General features: G+C 69.4%; 18 protein-coding genes. 6 read left to right on the top strand and 12 right to left on the bottom strand.

All coding sequences use genetic code 11. The features are described 5' to 3' along the window. The first annotated feature begins 178 nt into the window (after positions 1-178). From NRB56_RS19335 to NRB56_RS19325, 3 genes are all read left to right on the top strand, one after another. Positions 179-1261, top strand: coding sequence for a radical SAM protein (locus tag NRB56_RS19335; RefSeq protein WP_153344140.1), 1083 nt, complete (start codon positions 179-181; stop codon positions 1259-1261). A gap of 36 nt (positions 1262-1297) precedes the next feature. Then, entirely contained in the window at positions 1298-1828 is a 531-nt protein-coding gene (locus NRB56_RS19330) for a class IV adenylate cyclase (RefSeq protein ID WP_153344138.1), read from the top strand. A 327-nt stretch (positions 1829-2155) separates the two neighbouring features. After that, entirely contained in the window at positions 2156-3220 is a 1065-nt protein-coding gene (locus tag NRB56_RS19325; RefSeq protein WP_153344136.1) for an aldo/keto reductase, read from the top strand. Between the two features lie 63 nt (positions 3221-3283). On the opposite strand, the gene NRB56_RS19320 is transcribed toward NRB56_RS19325, so the two are convergent. The 7 genes from NRB56_RS19320 to NRB56_RS19290 all read right to left on the bottom strand — a co-directional run bounded on the left by NRB56_RS19320 (position 3284) and on the right by NRB56_RS19290 (position 11815). Then, the gene (locus NRB56_RS19320) at positions 3284-3535 is read right to left on the bottom strand and encodes a Smr/MutS family protein (RefSeq protein ID WP_319943220.1); all 252 of its coding nucleotides are present in this window, start codon (positions 3533-3535) and stop codon (positions 3284-3286) included. Between the two features lie 153 nt (positions 3536-3688). Further along, on the bottom strand, positions 3689-4414 hold the full coding sequence (locus NRB56_RS19315; RefSeq protein WP_319943219.1) for a sirohydrochlorin chelatase: 726 nt from the start codon (positions 4412-4414) through the stop codon (positions 3689-3691). Further along, positions 4411-5616 carry a uroporphyrinogen-III synthase gene (locus NRB56_RS19310; protein ID WP_319943218.1) on the bottom strand — a complete coding sequence of 402 codons (1206 nt, stop codon included), beginning with the start codon at positions 5614-5616 and terminating at the stop codon, positions 4411-4413. The genes NRB56_RS19315 and NRB56_RS19310 overlap by 4 nt, the downstream gene beginning before the upstream one ends. Next, a complete protein-coding gene (gene nirD, locus NRB56_RS19305; protein WP_153344133.1) occupies positions 5613-6014 on the bottom strand; it encodes a nitrite reductase small subunit NirD in 402 nt (133 codons plus the stop codon). The genes NRB56_RS19310 and nirD overlap by 4 nt, the downstream gene beginning before the upstream one ends. Positions 6015-6126: 112 nt before the next feature. Further along, positions 6127-8667, bottom strand: coding sequence for a nitrite reductase large subunit NirB (nirB, locus tag NRB56_RS19300; RefSeq protein WP_153344131.1), 2541 nt, complete (start codon positions 8665-8667; stop codon positions 6127-6129). A 36-nt stretch (positions 8668-8703) separates the two neighbouring features. Further along, complete coding sequence (locus NRB56_RS19295) at positions 8704-10197, bottom strand: nitrate/nitrite transporter (protein WP_153344129.1); 1494 nt, start codon at positions 10195-10197, stop codon at positions 8704-8706. Between the two features lie 316 nt (positions 10198-10513). Beyond that, complete coding sequence (locus tag NRB56_RS19290; RefSeq protein WP_319943217.1) at positions 10514-11815, bottom strand: MFS transporter; 1302 nt, start codon at positions 11813-11815, stop codon at positions 10514-10516. A gap of 65 nt (positions 11816-11880) precedes the next feature. On the opposite strand from NRB56_RS19290, the gene NRB56_RS19285 reads away from it, so the two are divergent. Further along, entirely contained in the window at positions 11881-12549 is a 669-nt protein-coding gene (locus tag NRB56_RS19285) for a FadR/GntR family transcriptional regulator (RefSeq protein ID WP_319943216.1), read from the top strand. A gap of 7 nt (positions 12550-12556) precedes the next feature. Here the strand turns inward: NRB56_RS19285 and NRB56_RS19280 are convergent, their stop codons facing one another. The 3 genes from NRB56_RS19280 to NRB56_RS19270 form a co-directional block, all read right to left on the bottom strand. Continuing rightward, positions 12557-13408, bottom strand: a complete 852-nt coding sequence (locus NRB56_RS19280; protein ID WP_319943215.1) for a TIGR02569 family protein — start codon at positions 13406-13408, stop codon at positions 12557-12559. Positions 13409-13471: 63 nt separating this feature from the next. Next, on the bottom strand, positions 13472-14653 hold the full coding sequence (gene moeZ / locus NRB56_RS19275; RefSeq protein WP_319943214.1) for an adenylyltransferase/sulfurtransferase MoeZ: 1182 nt from the start codon (positions 14651-14653) through the stop codon (positions 13472-13474). Positions 14654-14790: 137 nt separating this feature from the next. Further along, a complete protein-coding gene (locus NRB56_RS19270; protein ID WP_319943213.1) occupies positions 14791-15762 on the bottom strand; it encodes a DUF3152 domain-containing protein in 972 nt (323 codons plus the stop codon). A 297-nt stretch (positions 15763-16059) separates the two neighbouring features. On the opposite strand from NRB56_RS19270, the gene NRB56_RS19265 reads away from it, so the two are divergent. Further along, positions 16060-16728 (top strand): TetR/AcrR family transcriptional regulator, encoded by a 669-nt coding sequence (locus NRB56_RS19265; protein ID WP_153344127.1) that lies wholly within the window; start codon positions 16060-16062, stop codon positions 16726-16728. Here the strand turns inward: NRB56_RS19265 and NRB56_RS19260 are convergent. Continuing rightward, the gene (locus NRB56_RS19260; protein WP_319943212.1) at positions 16725-16952 is read right to left on the bottom strand and encodes a DUF3107 domain-containing protein; all 228 of its coding nucleotides are present in this window, start codon (positions 16950-16952) and stop codon (positions 16725-16727) included. The genes NRB56_RS19265 and NRB56_RS19260 overlap by 4 nt on opposite strands. 123 nt (positions 16953-17075) lie before the next feature. Beyond that, positions 17076-17774 carry a ferritin-like fold-containing protein gene (locus NRB56_RS19255; RefSeq protein ID WP_153344123.1) on the bottom strand — a complete coding sequence of 233 codons (699 nt, stop codon included), beginning with the start codon at positions 17772-17774 and terminating at the stop codon, positions 17076-17078. A 602-nt stretch (positions 17775-18376) separates the two neighbouring features. Between NRB56_RS19255 and NRB56_RS19250 the strand changes: the two genes are divergently transcribed. Beyond that, positions 18377-20044: a DEAD/DEAH box helicase gene (locus NRB56_RS19250; protein WP_227838007.1), complete on the top strand. Its 1668-nt coding sequence runs from the start codon at positions 18377-18379 to the stop codon at positions 20042-20044. Positions 20045-20146: the final 102 nt, after the last annotated feature.

The following is a 20146-nucleotide window of genomic DNA, read 5'->3' as shown; positions in this document are numbered from 1 at the left end:
CCGCCAGTGATTTATAGCGTTCACAAGTAGCACCCCGGCACCGGTTCGAATGCTCCGACGCCGGGCGTGCACTCCAATTGCGCATCCGATCGATGTCCGCCGTTCGGCCAACAGTGACGATCCGAGCGGCCGACATCGGAGGTAACGCATTCAATGATCGAATGAAGGGGGCACGGCGATGCTCCGTGTCGAAATCCCTGCCCACATCGACCGAGACGCCACTCTGCGCGTGAAGATCCACGACGCATGCGGTTTCACCTGCACGTTCTGTCACAACGAAGGCACACCGGTCGCCGCCGACAACCGACACCGACCGGCAGGACCGTTCGCTATCGCCGGCCCGAGCGGTCGAATGTCGATCTACGCCACCACCAACGGGGCAACATTCCTCCCGGCACCCGTTCCGGATGACCAGACGTTCGCCCATGCGCTGGTAGCCCTCAGGAATGCTTTCGAGCTGACCGAGTTGCATCTCACCGGAGGGGAACCGACCTTGCACCCCGCCGTCGCCGGTCTGACCCGGATCGCCGTCGACGCCGGCTACCGAGTAGCCATGACCTCCAACGGAGAACGCGGCGAACGCGTCATCCCGGAGTGCGCCACCGCCGGCCTGGACCGAGTGAACTTCTCGATCTTCGGCACCACCGCAACCGAACTCGCCGAAGTCCAACACACCCGATTCCGTAACCCCGTTCTGGCGCAACGGAAAATAGACGCACTCCAGCGATCCATCGCCACCTGCGCGGAGCACGGCGTACGCGCCAGCGCCAACATCGTCGTACCCGACCACACCCACGCACCGCGCGTACACCGTCTCCTCGACGAGTACTCGCCCCGGCTGACCGTCCGACTGCTCAACTCACTCGACCGGGGCGCCGTCTCGATCCAGGCGATCGAACGTGTCCTGGCCGAGCGGGGTGCCGTCGCCGAGGCGCACTATGTGACCGCCGGGGTATCCGGTGCGCGCACCGCCTACCGCCTGCCGGACGGACGCAGGGTCTACTTCAAGCAGATCCGCCCAGTCCGGCTCCCGAGGACGTGTGCGGGATGCCGTTTCAACAACGGCACCGATTGCGAAGAAGGCTTCTACGGAATCCGCCTGTACTACGACCGGTCCGGCACCTTCCACGTCGGTGTCTGCATCCAGCGCATGGACCTCTGCATGCCGTTACCGCAATTCCTGACCAGCCCACTACGCCACGAAATCCTGACCCTGCGCCGAGCCGAATACCACCGGCTCACCGCGCGTCGTGCCGGATAGCGTTGACCGCCAACCAACCCTGTAGAGGAGACGTCCATGCCCATCGAGCACGAAGCGAAAATCCTCGGCATCGACCCCGACACGATCGAACGCCGCATCCTCGAACTCGGCGGCAACAACCACGGCGAACGCTTCATGCGCCGCTACGTCTACGACATCACTCCCAGCGACGAATCCAGGTGGATCAGGCTCCGCGACAACGGAAACAGCGTCACACTCGCCGTCAAGGAGATCACCAGCGACGCCATCGACGGCACCCACGAAGTGGAAGTCACGGTAGACGACTTCGCTGCCACCAACAGCCTGCTGGGCATACTGGGCTTCACCCCGAAGTCCTACCAGGAAACCAAACGGGTCAGCTTCACCCTCGACAACGCACAACTCGAACTCGACTCCTGGCCCCGGATCCCGCCGTACCTGGAGATCGAAGCACCGACCAAAACCGACGTGATCCGGATCGCCGAGCTGCTCGGCTACAGCGAGTCCGACCTCACCGGCGAGAACACCATCAAGATCTACGCACGCCACGGCATCGACCTCAACACCCTCCCGGAACTGCGATTCTAGAACCGAAACGATCACCGCACCGCCGCGCCGACACCGGCGCGAAAAGCTCCCCGCTCAGCGGAAGGATCAGGCCGTTGACGCGAGGAGAGGGCAGCCCCCGGCTCCCGACAAGCGCTCGGGGCAGAGGCTGCCCCCTCATTCTTGGAGCAGATGACAGCAAGCAGGGGGTTAGGCGAGCTCCCGGCCGGGTCCACCGCACCGGTCGTCATCCCTCGATCCTACGGGCCATGGGTAGTACCGGCCTTACCAGGAAAAACTCTCCCTTATCGGATGCTCGCGCGGTTCGCAGACTGGAACTCGAATCACGGAAGCGATCAAGGAGATTCGATGTCACGCACTCTCGACACGTACCGGCTGCTCGGCCGCTCCGGTCTGCGCGTCTCGCCATTGGCGCTGGGCGCCATGACGTTCGGCGCGGACTGGGGCTGGGGCGCCGATACCGAGGACGCCCGCAAACTGTTCGACACCTATGTCGAGCGCGGCGGCAACTTCATCGACACCGCCAGTATGTACACCGACGGCACCTCGGAGCGGCTGCTCGGTGAGTTCACCCGGGGCAATCGCGAAAGTTTGGTGCTGGCAACGAAATACACCATGTTGCGGCGGCCCGGTGATCCCAATTCCGGTGGGAATCAGCGCAAGAGCATGTTCGCCTCGGTGGAGAACAGTCTGCGGCAGCTGAATACCGATTACATCGATCTGCTGTACTTGCACGCCTGGGACGGGCTGACGCCGGTCGAGGAGATCCTGCGCGGGATGGACGATCTGGTCCGGCAGGGCAAGGTGTTGTACGTGGCGATCTCGGACGCGCCGGCCTGGCAGGTGGCGCGGATGCAGACCATCGCGGATCTGCGTGGCTGGTCGCCGCTGGTGGCGTTGCAGGTCGAGTACAGCCTGCTCGAGCGCACCGTGGAGCGCGAACTGATCCCGATGGCCGGCGAACTGGGGCTGGGGGTGATCCCCTGGTCGCCGCTGGCCAGCGGGGTACTGACGGGGAAGTACGGGCGCGACGATCTGCGCGGCGAGGCGGTCGCCGAGCCGGAGGGCACTCGCAAGAATCTCGCGAAAGCCCAAGGATCGCTGACCGAACGCGGACTGGCGATCGCCGATGTGGTGCGGGAGGTAGCGGCCGAGCTCGGTCGCACCCCGGCCCAGGTGGCGCTGGCCTGGACCCTGTGCAATCCGGCGGTGACGGCGCCGATCATCGGCGCCCGCACCGCCGCCCAGCTGGAGGACAACCTCGGCGCGCTGGAGGTCGAATTCGAGCCGGTGCATCTGGCCCGCCTCGAGGCGGCCAGCGCCATCGATCTCGGTTTCCCGCACGAATTCCTGGACCGCGCGATGACCCGCGCGGTCACCTTCGGCGACCTGAAGATCGAAGCCCGACGCTGAGCAGCGAGCACGACTCGCTCGGCGGACGGATCGATACCCGGCGAAGAGGTGCGTCCCAGCCAATTAAAAATGAACGAGAATCCGCCCCTCGTTCCCCGGATCTGCTTCGACACGCCGGTAGAGTTTCTTCAAGCTCGGCTGCGCGAGCTTGGCGAGGACGCGGCGTTTCAGGGTTCCGGAACCTTTGCCCGGAATGATCTCCAGCAGGTCCGCTTTCTGCGCGGCCGCACGAAAGACCGCACTGCGGATGGCCTTGTCGATGTCGCGATCGCTCCGGAAAACCGGGTGAAGATCGACTGTGAGCGTGCCGGCCACGTTGGACTCCTGAAATCCGCGATCCTGGCGGTCATCATGCCACGCCGGATCGCGGATCCGGATGATCCCCGGGTCGGGACGGCTTCGCCGGCGGCCCGGCACCTGGAGGTACGACCGCTACGACTTCGGCGACGAGGTGTCCTGCCGCCTCGATCAGGCGACGGCGTCGAGCAGGATGTCCGCCGCGGTGCGGTAACGGTCGGCGAGCAGGCGGACGACCGACGAGTGCACGCCGATCGGGTCGGCCACACCGTCGGCGCCTGCCGTGTGCAGGCGCTGCTGGAACAGGCCCTCGGCGAGCAGGTACGAGCTCACGAAGACCCTTTCCTGTCCCGATTCGCGTAGTGCGGCAATCACTTCGGGGACGCGCGGGCCGCCGGTGGCGATCGTGCCGACTCGCACGGTGGTGTGCAGGAGGTCGCCCAGCAGGGCGGCCGCTCGGCGGACGTCGTGGCGGGCACGGGCATCCGAGGATCCGGCGGCGGCGAGCACCACCGCGTCACCGGATCGCCAACCGGCCGTGCGCAACCGGGCGCGCAGTACCCGGGCCAGTGCGAGGTCGGGGCCCATGGCCGGGGTGACCGTCACGGCCGGATGGCCGCTCTCGGCCACCTCGCGCGGTACGTCCCGGTACACGTGGTAGCCGGAGGCCAGGAACGCCGGAACCACTACGGCCGGACGCTGATTCAGGTCGCGCAGCACTTCGGCCGGGGTCGGGCCGAGGACGTCCACGAAGGCCGTCCGGACGATCGGTGCGTCGGAAAACCCTGCGCTGCTGCGCAATTCGTGGTCGACCGCGGCGGCGAGGTCGGCGATCATCTGCACGCCCCGCGCGCTCCTGGTGCCGTGGGCGGCCAGCACCAGGGCCGGTGCGGTCACCAATTTCCCGCCACGGGCGCGAGCCGGCGCGGGCGCAGCGACGGGACGTAACCGACCGGGGGGCGCGGGTTGTCGTCGCCGCACTCGGCCGGATCCAGGGCGAGGCGGTAACCGCGTTTCACCACGGTCTGAATGGCTTTCGGGGATCCGAGGCCGGCGCGCAAGCGGGCGATGCCGGTCTCCACCGCGTGCGTGTCGTCACCGCCGCCGGGCAGCGCGGCGAGCAGGTCCTCGCGCGACACCACCCGGCCGGGCTGCCGGGCCAATGCCCGCATCAGGGCCATCGGCGCGGGGGCCAGCTGACGGACGGTGCCGTCCACCACGACACAGCCGCCGCGCACGCTCAGGATGTGGCCGCCGGCGTGAATCTTGTTGGCGCGCCGCGGCAGTTCCTCGGCGACGTGGCGGGCCAGCGCGCCCAGCCGGGCGCGGCCCGGCGAGGTGGTGGGCACGCCGAGCTCCTCCAGCGGGGCGGCGGTGATCGGGCCCACGCACGCGGGCAGCACCCGGGTGCGGAAGGCGTGCACGACGGCGTCCAGCAGGCCGGTTTCCTTGGCGCGCATCAGGAGTGAGGCCACCGCGGGCGCGCTGGTGAAGGTCACGCAGTCCAGCCCGAAGGTGACGATCGCCTCGATGAGGCGGTCCATCGGCTGCCGATCCTCCGGCGGCGTCCAGCGATACACCGGCACCGGCACGACATCCGCTCCGGCGCAACGCAATACCTCGCAGAAGTCCGGTACCGGCTCCCATTCGGTGGTGGCGCCGTGCAATTGGACGGCGATGCGGACGCCCTCGACGCCCTCACCGAGCAGGTGGTCGAGCACCTCCGCCGACGACTCCGACGCCGGGGACCACTCCTCGCGCAGTTCCGCGGCGCGGATGGCGCCCTTGGCCTTCGGGCCGCGGGCCAGCAGGCGGGTGCCGGCGAGCGTGGTGCGCAGGTCCTCGGCGAGGCCCCAGCCCTCCGCGGCCTCCATCCAGCCGCGGAAGCCGATGCCGGTGGTGGCGACCGCCACCTGCGGCGGGTCGGCGACCAGCTGCCGGGTGACCCGCTCCAGCTCGGTGTCGTCGGCCAGCGGGATGATCCGGATCGCCGGGGCGGCCACCACGGTCGCGCCCCGGCGGGACAGCAGCGTGCCGAGTTCGTCGGCGCGGCGCGCGGCGGTCACGCCGACGGTGAAACCGTCCAATTCTCCCGTCACGGTAGCTCCGCCGGTTCGCACGGCGCGACCGGCTCGTTCGAGACGGACACGATCCCGTCCGACACCTGGACCGCGTGGACCGGCAGCGTGACCGCCGAGTCGTCCAGGCAGCGGCCGTCCAGCAGCGAGAAGGCCTGCTTGAGCAGCGGCGACGCCACGATCGGCACGCCGCCGCGGTCGCCGACGATACCGCGGGACATCACCGCGGCCCGGCCGAACGGATCGATGTTGCCGACGGCGTACAGCGAACCGTCCGGCAGCAGGAACAGCGCGGCCTGCTGGCCACCCTTCAGCAACACCGCCACGCCGCGGCCGGAAATCAGATAGTCGAGACGGCAGGCCTGGGTCCAGCCGGTGGTGGTGACCGGCGTTGTCACGGTCGTATCGATCACGGTCATCGGTAGCTCTCCTCCGAACGCCTTACCTAGTTGGTACCGGCACGCTGTTTCCGGGCGATTACGCGCCCATTTCCCCCGCATGCCACCGGGTGGACCAGCTGTGACGCGAGTCTCATCGGGCTGCGGAGCCCTCCGCGATACCGGGCATACCGAGCAGAACGGGTGTCTTGCGCTCGCCACTGTCGTCGAACGTGATCGTCGGATCGGCTTCCTCGGGAGCGTTGACGAAGGAGACGAACCGCGACAGCTTCGCCGGATCGTCGAGCACCGCAGCCCACTCGTCGCGGTAGCCGGCGACATGCCGGACCATCGCCGCCTCCAGTTCCGCCGCGATCCCCAGCGAATCGTCGCACACCACCGCTTTCAGATAGTCGAGCCCGCCCTCGAGGGCCTCCTGCCACGGCGCGGTGCGCTGCAGCCGGTCGGCGGTGCGGATGTAGAACATCAGGTAGCGGTCGATGTACTTGATCAGCGTCTCGTCGTCGAGATCGCCGGCCAGCAGCACGGCGTGCTTGGGGGTCAGGCCGCCGTTGCCGCCGACGTACAGGTTCCAGCCGTGCTCGGTGGCGATGACGCCGACATCCTTGCCGCGGGCCTCCGCGCATTCCCGGGCGCAGCCGGAGACGGCGAGCTTCAGCTTGTGCGGCGAGCGCAGGCCCCGGTAGCGCTTCTCCAGCAGCACCGCCATGCCGACGGAGTCCTGCTGACCGTAGCGGCACCAGGTGGAGCCGACGCAGCTCTTCACCGTGCGCAGCGATTTTCCGTAGGCGTGCCCGGACTCCATGCCGGCGTCGACCAGCCGCTGCCAGATCTTCGGCAGCTGCTCGACCCGGGCGCCGAACAGGTCGATCCGCTGGCCGCCGGTGACCTTCACGTAGAGGCCGAAATCCTTTGCGATGCTGCCGATCTCGATCAGCTGATCGGCGGTGACCTCACCGCCGGGCATCCGCGGCACCACCGAATAGGTGCCGTTCTTCTGCATGTTCGCCAGGAAGTGGTCGTTGGTGTCCTGCAGCGCCGCCTGCTCGCCGTCCAGGATGTGATCGCTGGAGGTGGACGCCAGGATCGACGCCACTGTCGGCTTGCAGATGTCGCAGCCCATGCCGCGGCCGTGCCGGCCGATCAGCTGCGAGAACGTCCGGATGCCGGTGCTCGCCACGATGTGGAACAGCTCCTGCCGGGACTGGTCGAAGTGCTCGCACAGCGCCTTCGACATCTCCACACCGGACTGTTCCAGCAGCTTCTTCAGCATGGGAACGCAACCGCCGCAAGAGGTTCCGGCCTTGGTGCAGCCCTTGATCGCCGGTACGTCGCAGGCGCCCTCGTGGATCGCGCCCACGATGGCGCCCTTGCTCACGTTGTTGCAGGAGCAGATCTGGGCCTCGTCGGGCAGCGCGTCCGCGCCGAGTTCGGCGCCGGCCGGCGAGATCAGCGCCGCCGGTTCGGCGGGCAGAACGCTACCGACCAGCGGCCGCAGCGCCGCGTACGCCGAGGCGTCGCCGACCAGGATGCCGCCGAGCAGGGTCTTGGCGTCGTCGGAGACGACCAGCTTGGCGTAGGTGCCGCGGGCCGCGTCGTGCAGCACCACCGACAGCGCGCCCGCGGTGACGCCGTGCGCGTCGCCGAAGCTGGCCACGTCGACGCCCAGCAGTTTCAGCTTGGTGGACATGTCGGCGCCCGGGAATTCGCCACTGCCGCCGAGCAATCGGTCGACCGCGACCTCCGCGGTCGTGTAGCCGGGGGCGACCAGGCCGTAGCAGCTGCCCTCGACCGCCGCGACCTCGCCGACGGCCCAGATGTGCGGGTCGGAGGTGCGCATCCCGAGATCGGTGATCACGCCGCCGCGCGGGCCGACCTCGAGGCCGGCGTCGCGGGCGAGCTGGTCCCGCGGGCGGACACCGGCGGAGAAGACCACCAGGGCGGCATCGATCACCGACTCGTCCGACAGCGTGATCCGAAGTCCCGCACCGTCTTCCGCGGGTTCGATGGCCGAGGTGCCGACGCCGGTGTGCACCTCCAGGCCGAGATCGGTGACCAGCCGCTCCAGGATGGCGCCGCCGCCCTCGTCGACCTGGGCCGGCATCAGGCGGCTGTTGTACTCGACGACGTGCGGGGTCATGCCCAGCAGCCGCAGCGCGTTGGCGGCCTCCAGGCCCAGCAGCCCGCCGCCGACGACCACGCCGACCGCGCCGGGCCCGGCCGCCTGCGCGGTGGCCCGGATGCCGTCGAGATCCTCGAGGGTCCGGTAGACGAAACAAGCGGGCAGGTCGTGGCCCGGCACCGGCGGCACGAACGGGTACGAGCCGGTGGCCAGCACCAGGGCGTCGTAGCCGACGACGTCACCGGTGGAGGTGGTGACCTTGCGGGTCGCGGGGTCGATCGCGTCGGCCCGCACCCCGACCCGCAGGTCCACCAGATCGTCGCCGGCGTACTCGTTGCCGGGCAGCGCCAGCTGCGCGGCGTCCCAGCTGCCGACGTAGGACGACAGTCCGACCCGATCGTAGGCGGGCAGCGTCTCCTCGCCCAGGACGACGACCTGCCAGCGGCCGTCCAGGTCACGGGCGCGCAGCGCCTCCACGAACCGGTGACCGACCATGCCGTGTCCGGCGACGACCACGGTCTTGCGGGCACCGGGCTCCACTGCGGCGTTCATGCTCTGTCCTTTGTGGTGTCGGGTCGGAATGTCGGATCAGTGAGCGGTGTTCGGCACGACTGCCGCGCCGCTGTCGGTGGCCTCGGCCTCCAGCACCAGCGCCTCGGCCTCGGTCACCACACCGGTCGCGGACCCCTCCTCCGGGCGGGCCGATGCGCTGGAGCGCGGGCGGCGCAGGAACACGGCCCAGCAGACCAGCGCGCAGACCAGGTAGAAGACCGTGAACACCCAGAACGCGGTGGTTGCGGACTTGGTGGCGGAGTACGAGGAGCGCAGCACCAGGTTGATGCCCACGCCGCCGAGCGCGCCGATCGCGCCGACGACACCGATCAGGGCGCCGGAGGTGTTCTGTGACCAGGCCGCCCGGGCAGCCGGATCGAGCCGCAGCCCACGGGATTTCGCGTCGAAGACAGACGGGATGATCTTGGTGACCGCGCCGTTGCCGATGCCCGACACCAGGAACAGGACGATGAATCCGGCCACCAGCGCCACCATCACGCCGCCCTTGGGGGCGTGCTTGTGCCCGTCGGCGACGGCGCTCGCGGCGGCCACCATGATCGCGCCGGCGGTCATCGCGAGGAAGCTGTACAGCGTCACCTTGCTGCCGCCGATCTTGTCGGCCCATTTACCGCCGTACGGCCGCGACAGCGAGCCCAGCAGCGGGCCGATGAACGCGATCTGCGCGGCGTGCAGAGCGGCGGCCGCCGCCTTCGCCCCGCCGGCGATGAAACCGATCTGCAGCACCTGGCCGAAGGCGAACCCGTACCCGATGAACGACCCGAAGGTGCCGATGTACAGGAAGGCGATGGCCCAGGACTGCGGGACCTTCAGCGCGGTCAGCATGTAGCCGTAGTCGGCCTTCTGGTTACGGACGTTGTTCATGTTCAGCGCCGCGCCCACCGCCGCGAGCACGATCAGCACCAGGTACACCAGGCAGACCACCGAGGCGTGCCCGTACTGGCTGCCGAGCGTCGCGATGACGGCCAGGCCGACCAGCTGGATCGCCGGCACGCCGATATTGCCGCCGCCGGCGTTCATGCCCAGCGCCCAGCCCTTGCGCCGCTGCGGGTAGAAGACGTTGATGTTCGCCATCGACGACGCGAAATTGCCGCCGCCGAGTCCCGCGAATGCCGCCACGATCAGGAATGTCGTGTAGGAGGTGCCCGGGTGATTGACGAAATACAGCGTGAGCAGCGTCGGAACCAACAGCGCGAGCGCGCTGAAGATGGTCCAGTTGCGGCCGCCGAACTTCGCGGTGGCGACGGTGTAGGGAACGCGGAGGATGCCACCGACCAGAGTGGGGACGGCGCCGAGGAAGAACTTGCCGGCCGGGTCGATGTGGAATACGTCGGTCGGCATGAACAGCACCATCACCGACCAGATGGACCACACCGAGAATCCGATGTGCTCGGCGAACACCGACCAGATCAGGTTGCGGCGGGCGATCTGCTCACCGCCGCCCGCCCAGGCCTCGACGTCTTCGGCATCCCAATGGTCGATGTCGTGATTGCGTGGCAGCGTGGTGGTCAACTCGGGCCTCCTGGAATTCGGATGGCCCAACCGTAGGAAACGGGTATTGCGGTGATGCTGCGCGAAATCACCGGTGCATCAACGGTTGCTCACGTGGTTTCGGGGGCTCCGGTGAGGGGGAAACCATTGTTTCGCCCGTGTGACACAGGCGTTTCCGCCGGTCAAGAAACACCGACAATCGCAGGTCGGAGCGGTGAGAGGTGCCGCGGGCGTGTGTTGTCGCCCACACATCGTTGCTCTCGCAAGAAATGATGCTCCGGCCCTCACCGCCCGGCAAGCCGTGCGATGAGCATTCCCGGCGCGCGCATTTCCGATATCAGCGCGACCGGGCGAACCCGAGGGTGTCCTCCAGCAGCCGCGGCTTGCACGCCTGCCAGCCGGCGATCAGCAGTACCACCTGGACGGCCGCCAGCAACGCGAACGGCGCGGCCCAGCCGCCCGAAACCCCGTGCAGCACACCGAACAACAGCGGGCCGACGCATGCGACGATGTACCCCACACCCTGGGTGAAGCCGGACAGCGCCGCCGATCCGGCCTGGGTGCGGCTGCGCAGATTGATCAATGTCAGCGCCATCGGGAAGGTGCTCGGGCCCAGGCCCAGCAACAGCACCCACAGCACCGGCGCGCCCATCGGCGCCAGCAACAGTCCCGCGAAGGCGGCGAAATAACAAGCGACGCAACCGATCACGACCACGAACGGATTGCGCATCCGCGCGGCCAGCGGCGGCGCGGTCAGCGCGGACACCAGTCCGATCAGCGCGAACACGCCGACCATGCCGCCGCCGAACGCGGCGCTCGCGCCGGCGTCGGTGAAGATCTTCGGTAACCAGGTGAACATGGCGTAGGTGGTCAGCGAGGTCATGCCGAACATGCCCGCCATGCCCCACGCCACCGGCGAGCGCCACACCGGGCCGGCGACCGGCCGCTCGGCGGCGGCCTGCACTGCCGGCCGGTCCGTGTCGGCGAGGTCCGGCAGCGCGTCCAGCGCTGTGCGATCCGCCAGATCCCGGCCCCGGCGGCCGCGCAGCACGCCGGCCCACGGCAGCACCGCCACGAACGCGAGCACGGCCCACATGCCGAGCGAGATCCGCCAGCCGTGCGCCTGCGCCACCGGCACGGCGACCAGCGCCGGCACCACCGTGCCGAGCTGCACCATGGTGATGTAGACCGAGCTCAGCACCGACACCCGGTCGGCGAAGTACCGCTTGACCAGCGGCGGGATCACCACGTTGCCGACGCCCATCCCGGTCAGCGCCAGCGCCGAGCACACCAGCAATTCCCAGGTCTGCGGGACCACGGCCCGCACGACCTGCCCGGCCCCCGCGGCGAGCATCGCGACCAGCACCGTGCGCTCCAGGCCCAGCCGCTGCACCAGCACCGGGGTGAGCAGCCCGGCCAGCGCGAACATCGCGGTCGGGATCATGCCGAACACGCCGACGACGGCCGTCGAATAGCCGATGTCGTGGCCGATCCGCTCGGCCAGCGGGGTGAACGCGGTGACCGCGGTCCGCAGGTTGAGCGCGGACAATACGATCGCCGCCAGCACGAGCAGCCGCCCCTCGCGGAGGGAGGGGCGGGACAGGGCGGCGGTGGTCCGGCGATCGGCGGTTACGGTCACGTAAAAATCATAGGATGATTGGACGATACGAAGCAACGGGATACCCGCGCTGTAGGCTGTGACGCGTGCAACCCGTCCGCCGCACCAGCCTCATCGCGCAGGTCACCGAGCAGCTGCGTGCCGAAATCCGCTCCGGCAGCTGGCCGGTCGGCTCCCGCATCCCGACCGAGCCGGAACTGACCGAGCTCACCGGCACCGGCCGCAACACCGTCCGCGAGGCCGTGCAGGCCCTCGTGCACGCCGGCATGCTGGAGCGCCGGCAGGGCTCGGGCACCTACGTCATCGCCACCTCCGACCTCGGCGGCACGCTGACCAAATACTTCGCCGACGCGCAGGCCCGGGACGTGCTCGAGCTACGGCAGGCCCTCGACACCACCGCGGCGCGCCTGGCCGCGCAGCGCCGCGACGACGCGGACATCGCGGCCTTGCAGCGATTGCTGGAGGAGCGCAGGCAGGCCTGGGACGAGACCGGCGCCGAGGCCCTCGACATCGATGTGCAGCTGCACCGGGCCATCGTGGTGGCCAGCCACAACGCGGTGTACCTGGAGTTCTACGATTCGCTGCTGCCGGTGATCGAGCAGGGCATCCGGGTCAACATCGCCCGCGCGCTCGGCCCGTACCACCACGAGCACGCCGAACTGGTGCAGGCCGTCGTCGACGGCGACGCCGACCGCGCGGCCCGCGCCGCCAATTGTTTCCTCGGCCTGCTCATCTCCGAATATTCGGACCGCTGAACGACTTTCACACCATCAGGCGCACCATATCGGCGGTGCGGGCCAGTCCCGCGAACGCCTCCGGGGTGGACCGCGGATGCAATGCGTGTACCGCGAGCCGGAACATGACCGCCCGCAACAACATCTGCGGCCATTCCGGCAGATCGGTCCAGCGCCGCAGCAATCCGTCGTCGGCGCCGCCCCAGGACAGCGCGTCGACGACGATCACGCCCGCGGCCCAGGCCGCGGGCCGCCAGTACGGGGTGATGTCGGTGAGGCCGGGGCCGTCCTCGGCGGCGAACAGCACGGTCCCGAACAGATCGCCGTGCACCAGCTGCGGTGGGGTCCGGACCTGCTTGCGCAGGGTGGACAGCTGGGTCAGCATCTGCAGGCTGCGCTGACCGTCCGGGGAGGTGGCCGGTTGCATGCCACCGAGTTTCAGGGCGCGCAGCGGGACCGGCTCCCACGCCGCCCGGTCGGCCGCCGCGAACACGTCGACATCCCCGTAGGGCGCGACCGGCTGCTGTGACAGGAACCGCGGACGCTCCAGCGCGCCGGTGGACCGGTGCAGCCGCAGCGACACCGAGACGACCTCGTCGTGCCGGGCGTCGGGGACACCGTCGAGATAGGTGTCCGCGCGCCAGCCCGACACCACGTATCGGCCGTCGGTGGCCCGCACCGGGCGGGCCAGCCGCAGCCCGTCGACCTTCAGGTTCTCGCGGACCTTCGCCGACCACGCCGCGCGGGCGTGATCGGCCACCGGGCTGAGCACCACGTCACCGCAGCGCCATCCGCCGTCCCAGTCGCCGAGCGCGACCGGCGTCACCTCGCGAAGCCCGAACGTGCCGCGCACGTGTTCGGGAGGTTCCACAGAAGTCACGGACCGTACCGTATCCCGGACCGGTCGGCATCCACGGGAGCCGCGCCGGGACCGCCGGGCGGCTCAGTAGACGGGCAGGGACGGGTCGATCTGGTTGGCCCAGGCGAGGATTCCGCCCTGCAGATGGGTGGCGTCGGAGAAACCCGCCTGCTTGAGCGCGGCCAGCGCCTCGGCCGAGCGGACCCCGGACTTGCAGTGCAGCACGATCGGGCGATTCTGCGGCAGTTCGGCCAGCGCCTCGCCGGAGAGGATGCGGTCCTTGGGGATCAGCGTGGCGCCCTCGATGCGGACGATGTCCCACTCCACGGGCTCGCGCACGTCGATGATCGCCACGTCCTTGCCGGCGTCGAGCATGTCCTTCAGCTCGCGCGCGGTGATCGTGGAACCGATCGCGGCGGCCTGGCCCTCCTCCGACACCACCCCGCAGAAGGCGTCGTAGTCGATCAGTTCGGTGATCGGCTCGCGGGCCGGGTCGCGCCGCAGCTTGATGGTCCGGTAGTTCATGTCCAGTGCGTCGTAGACCATCAGGCGGCCGAGCAGCGACTCACCGATGCCGGTGATCAGCTTGATCGCCTCGGTGACCATGACCGAGCCGATCGACGCGCACAGCACACCCAGCACGCCACCCTCGGCGCAGGAGGGGACCATGCCCGGCGGCGGGGCCTCCGGGTACAGATCGCGGTAGTTGATGCCGCGGCCGTCCGGGGCGTCCTCCCAGAACACCGAGACCTGGCCCTCGAACCGGTAGATCGAACCCCACACGTACGGCTTGCCCGCCAGCACCGCGGCGTCGTTCACCAGGTAGCGGGTGGCGAAGTTGTCGGTGCCGTCGACGATCAGGTCGTACTGCCGGAACAGGTCGACCGCGTTGTCCGGCTCCAGCCGGATCTTGTGCAGGTGCACGGTCACATGCGAATTGATCTCGACGATGGAATCGCGTGCGCTGTCGGCCTTGCTGCGGCCGATATCGGATTCGCCGTGGATGATCTGCCGTTGCAGATTCGACGAGTCGACCTCGTCGAATTCCACGATGCCGAGGGTGCCGACGCCGGCGGCCGCCAGATACAGCAGGGCCGGCGAGCCCAGCCCGCCCGCGCCGATCACCAGAACCTTGGCGTTCTTCAGGCGTTTCTGCCCGTCGACGCCGACGTCGGGGATGATCAGATGCCGGCTGTAGCGGGCGACCTCGTCCTTGGTCAGCTCCGCGGCAGGCTCCACCAGAGGCGGCAGGGTGGCTGATGACACGTTTCTCGGACTCCTCGAATCGACTTCGCTCGGCGCGCGTGGCTTCGAACGCCACACGTGCAACGCCACGAATCGCATCGTTCTTCCCCACCATGGTGCCGCACCCCCGGACCGGCGCCACGACCGCCCCGGCGCTGCTACAGGCGTGGATACGGCCAGGGGTTGAATCGGCACTTCTTGCCGTCCATCGGCACCACACCCTGCGGATCGAGGGCCGCGATGTCGTCGTTGGCGGTACCGAAGGTCTGTTGCATCATCACCGGGGCCAGCCCGCCGTCGGTGCCGCACGGCTGGTGCTCGTGGTAGCCGATCGCGTGGCCGACCTCGTGATTGATCTGGTACTGGCGATACGAGCCGATGTCGCCGTCGAACGCGACCGCACCGCGCACCCAGCGCACCTCGGACAGCACCACGCGGCCCTCGTCGGAGTCGTAGCAGGACGAGTCGATGGGGATCTCGAAACCGCAGAGCGTCCGGGTGGTCTGGCGGGAGGCCAGCGCGATCCGGAAGTCCGGGGTGCCGGTCGCGATGCGCTGGAAACCGAAACGAGCGTCGTGGATCCAGCTCTTGGGATTGGCCAGCGTCGCCTCCACCATGGCCGCGACCGCCTCGTCGCCGCCGAGTTCGGCGGTGTTCACGCCGTTCTCCACCTCGACGGTGTAGGTGAAGAGGTGGGTCTCGGCCGCGCCCACCCGCGGCGAGCCGCCGGGCACCTGATGCCAGGTACCGGCGCCGACCTCGGCGTACTGGCCGCCGTCGGGAAGCGATCCGGACAGCCGCCCGACGAAATTGCCGTCGCCCTTCGGCGGGGCGCCGATCACGCCTGCCTTGTCGGAATGCCTGCTCAGATTGCCGACGACCGGCGCCGGGCCGAGGACGGGCTCGCCGACCCCGCGGACCGCGTCGACGGCCACCAGGACCGTGATCACCGTGAGGATCGGCAGCGCGTAGGCCCGCCAGCCGTAGGTGGTGACGAACCGACGTAGCCGGCCGGGTTTCGCGGTCTCCGGTTCGGGTAGATCCTCCGGTGCCGGGTCCCATTGCGCCCGCAGTGGCTCCCCGGGCGGGGAGTACCCGGCCGGTCTGGCCCGTTGGTCGGTCACCACCACAGAGTCTCACAACCAGCGGCGTCGCTTTCCGGCGCCCGGCACTCGATGCGTTACGGTTGCGGGTTTCCTCGCGGAAATGCGACATTTCCCACCACATCCAATTACTGACCGATTGCCAACAGCAATTGCGGTGCCGCGACAACCCCCAGCGGTGGTTGCCTGGATGCCGTAAGCTCCCGCCCCGGTGGCCTCGAGCACCGGCACTTCGCCACTGGATGCGGGTATCGTTCTTGGGATACCCCCTGGAGAGCTCTGCCGGACCGGCACCGTCAACGGGAAAGATGTGGGAGAAGCGAAATGACCGACCTCGTGGACCGGGCGACATCGCATCGAGCGTCGTCCGAGGCCATGGCTCCGACCAAGCGCGGCACCCGCCTGCCCCGTGACGCGCGGCGGGCGCAACTGCTAGCGGCGGCCAGCGAGGTCTTCGTGCTACGCGGCTATCACGCGGCGGGTATGGACGAGATCTCGCAGTGCGCGGGCGTCTCCAAACCCGTTCTCTACCAACACTTCTCCAGCAAGCTGGAACTGTATCTGGCGGTCCTGCAGAACTACATCGACATGCTGGTCTCCAGCGTCCGGCAGGCCCTGCGCTCCACCACCGACAACCGGCAGCGGGTACGGGCGGCGGTGCAGGCGTACTTCGACTTCGTCGATCACGAGACCCAGGGCTTCCGGCTGGTGTTCGAATCCGACCTGACCAGCGAGCCGCAGGTGCAGCGCCGGGTGGAGCAGGCCACCGAGGCCTGTGTGGACGCGGTGTACGACCTCGTCGCACACGATTCCGGATTGGACCCGTACCGGGCCCGCATCCTCGCCGTCGGGCTGGTCGGCGCGAGCCAGATCACCGCCCGGTACTGGCTGGAGGCCGACCGCCCCATCCCGAAGGAGGAGGCGGTCGACACCACGGTCGCCCTGTGCTGGGGCGGACTCTCGCACGTGCCCGCCCGCGGACCGGGCAACTAGACCGCGGCGAACCCGACCCGGCCGCTGGTGGTGCTGCCGATCTCCACGTAGGCGACCTTGGCGGCCTGGATCAGGTACTTGCGGCCCTTCTCGTCGACGAGGGTGAGCACGGCGTCGCCGCCACCCAGTGCGCCGGACACCAGCGTTTCGACCTCTTCCTGGGTCTGCGAGCTCGCGATGACGAGTTCGCGCGGGCTATCCGCAATGCCGATCTTGACCTCCACGGCCGAACCTCCTACGTGTCCAGTGACTAGTTGGTCCAAGGCTAGTGCAGCGGCGGGCGGCGCCGTTATCGGTGCGGGTGCGCTGTCAGCGAACGGTTCCCGCGCCGAGCGGACGGCAGCGGATCAGGCCAGGCCCAGGACGCGCATGCGCTCGGTGTGCCGGGTCTGCATGTGGTCGAACAGGGCGGCGATGCCGTTCAGGTCGCCGGTGGCGCCGAGGACCAGCTCGGTCAGCTCGTCGCGCTGGGCCATCACGAACTGGGCCTGGGTGATCGCCTCGCCGAGCAGCCGGCGGCCCCACAGAGTGAGGCGGTCGCGCTCGGAGCGGCTCACCTCGACCGCGCTGCGCACCTCCTCGACCACGAATTCGGAGTGGCTGGTCTCGGCCAGCACGTCGCGCACGACGCTCGAGACCTCGGGGGCCAGCGCGACGGCCAGCACGGTGTAGAAGTCGGCGGCGATGCCGTCGCCCACGTAGAACTTGACCATCGACTCCAGCCACGTCGACGGATCGGTGGAGGTGTGGTAGTCGTCCAGCGCGTCCACGAACGGCGCCATCGCGTCGAAGACGTCGACGCCGCGGCCGGCCAGCGCCTGCTCGAGTGTGCGGAAGTGCTCCATCTCGGCGGCGGCCATCTTCGCCGCCGCGACCTTCCCGCGCAGGGTCGGCGACAGCTCGGCCTCCTCGGCCAGCCGATAGAAGGCCGAGATCTCGCCGTAGGCGAGGACGGCGAACAGGTCGGTGACGCCGGGGTGGTCGGCGGGGATACGGACCTCGAGGTCGTCGGACTGGGGCGGCGCGGCCGGCGGGTTCACTCCCATGCCTCCAGCCTAGCCGCCGGTCCCGTGCCCCGGCACCCCGGCCGGGCCGCCGGAAATGCGGAAATACCGCGAATTCCGGTGCGCCACAGCGCGAATACCGATCGCGTCGAACACGCGCGCCGCGGCGGTTCGGAAATCCGATCCGCAATTGCGGGTGGCGGAAATCGGGTGCAGAAAGCTATCACGCTACAATCTCTGTGGGCAACGAAAATTTCGGCTCACAGACGCCGGTTCGCAATCGAGCCGGAGCAGCCGAGCAGGGGTTGATCGTCGCCCGTGAAAATGTGCGCGCACCAGATCCGCGACACCGCCGCGCCGGGTAGCTGCCCGTCCCCTCGGGCCCGTTGCGCCGGATGCGGCGCCCGCCGGCCCCCCGTGGCTGCCAGAGCAGCCGCGTCGGCCGCAGCGAGCGCCGGCAGCGGCTGCAGCGCCGGAAACGGCACAGGCGGCAGGCAACCGCCGGATCCGTGGTCCGCCCCGTCGGCACGCCGTCCGCATCGGACCGGCCGCCGCCGGTGCTTCCCACACCTCGTGCGCGCGAGATGCGATAACACGAGGAAGGCACGAACCTGAGCAAGATCACCATCGAACCGGAGCCCGGTTTGACCGACACGCTGCTGACAGCGGAACTCGACCCGGCTCATACCGCACCCACCTTCGCCGAACTGGGCGTACGCCCGGAGATCGTCCGCGCGCTGGGCGAGCTCGGCATCGAACGCACGTTCGCGATTCAGGAACTCACCCTGCCGCTGGCCCTGGCCGGCGAGGATCTCATCGGCCAGGCCCGCACCGGCATGGGCAAGACCTACGGCTTCGGCGTGCCGCTGCTGCACCGGGTGGCCACCGTCGGCTCCGGCACCACGCCGCTGGACGGCACGCCGCGGGCGCTGATCATCGTTCCCACCCGCGAACTGTGCATCCAGGTGACCGCCGATCTGGAGAAGGCCGCCAAGCACCTCGGCAGCAGCCAGGGCCCGCTGCGGGTCACCTCCATCTACGGCGGCCGCCCCTACGAGTCGCAGATCTCGGCGCTGCGCACGGGCGTCGACGTGGTCGTCGGCACCCCCGGCCGACTGCTCGATCTGGCCGAACAGCAGCATCTGATCCTCGGCAAGGTCGGCGTCCTGGTGCTCGACGAGGCCGACGAGATGCTCGACCTGGGCTTCCTGCCCGATATCGAGCGCATCCTGACCATGGTGCCGGAGCGCCGGCAGACCATGCTGTTCTCGGCCACCATGCCCGGCCCGATCATCACCCTGGCCCGCACGTTCCTGCACAAGCCGACGCATATCCGGGCCGAGGAGGCCAGCGATTCGGCGGTGCACGACCGCACCGCGCAGTTCGTCTACCGGGCGCACGCGCTCGACAAGAGCGAACTGGTCGCGCGCATCCTGCAGGCGGAGACCCGCGGCGCCACGATGATCTTCACCCGCACCAAGCGCACGGCCCAGAAGGTGGCCGACGACCTCGCGGACCGCGGCTTCGCGGTCGGCGCGGTACACGGCGACCTGGGCCAGGTCCAGCGGGAGAAGGCGCTGGACAAGTTTCGCAAGGGCAAGATCGACGTCCTGGTCGCGACCGACGTCGCCGCGCGCGGCATCGATATCGACGACGTCACGCACGTCCTGAACTACCAGTGCCCCGAGGACGAGAAGACCTACGTGCACCGCATCGGCCGCACCGGCCGGGCCGGGCGCACCGGTGTCGCGGTCACCCTGGTCGACTGGGACGAACTGAACCGCTGGGCGGCGATCAACGCCGCGCTGAGCCTCGGCATGCCCGAGCCGGTGGAGACCTACTCCCGCTCCCCGCATCTGTACTCCGACCTCGGCATCCCCGAGGGCACGACGGGTGCGCTGAGCCGCAAGCCGCAGCGCGACGAGGACGCCGTGGTGGTGGAGCGCGAGCCCCGCGCCACCCGGTCCCGCTCCCGCCGGCGCACCCGCGCCGGACAGCCGATCGACCCGGCCGCCGAGGGCATCCTCGAGGCCACCGACGGGGGCGCCGCCGAGGCGGCCTCCCCCGCCGAGGGCGAGGACGCCGACAAGCCCCGTCGCCGCCGGCGCCGCCGCCGGACGGGTGCGGACGGCGCCGACGACACCACGGCTACGACCGACACGTCGAGCACCGACGACGGCGAGAGCACGGTCGTCGCCGAGGAGTCCGACGGTGAGGGTGCGGACAAGCCCGCCCGTCGCCGGCGCCGCCGTCGCAAGCCGGCCGGTGCGCACGACGCCGAGGCGAGCACCGAGGTGGCCGCCTCCGCCTGATCCCCGCATCACGCACTGCCCCGGACCCGAGGTCCGGGGCAGTGTCGTCCGGCAGGTCGCGCGAGTGCTGCCGCGAAACGCGGTCCGCGGCGGCCGTGTGCG

The organism is Nocardia aurantia (assembly GCF_009604425.1).
Lineage (GTDB): Bacteria > Actinomycetota > Actinomycetes > Mycobacteriales > Mycobacteriaceae > Nocardia > Nocardia aurantia.
Note: the sequence above shows the minus strand (reverse complement) of the source record. Positions and strands in the feature narration are given on the sequence as shown.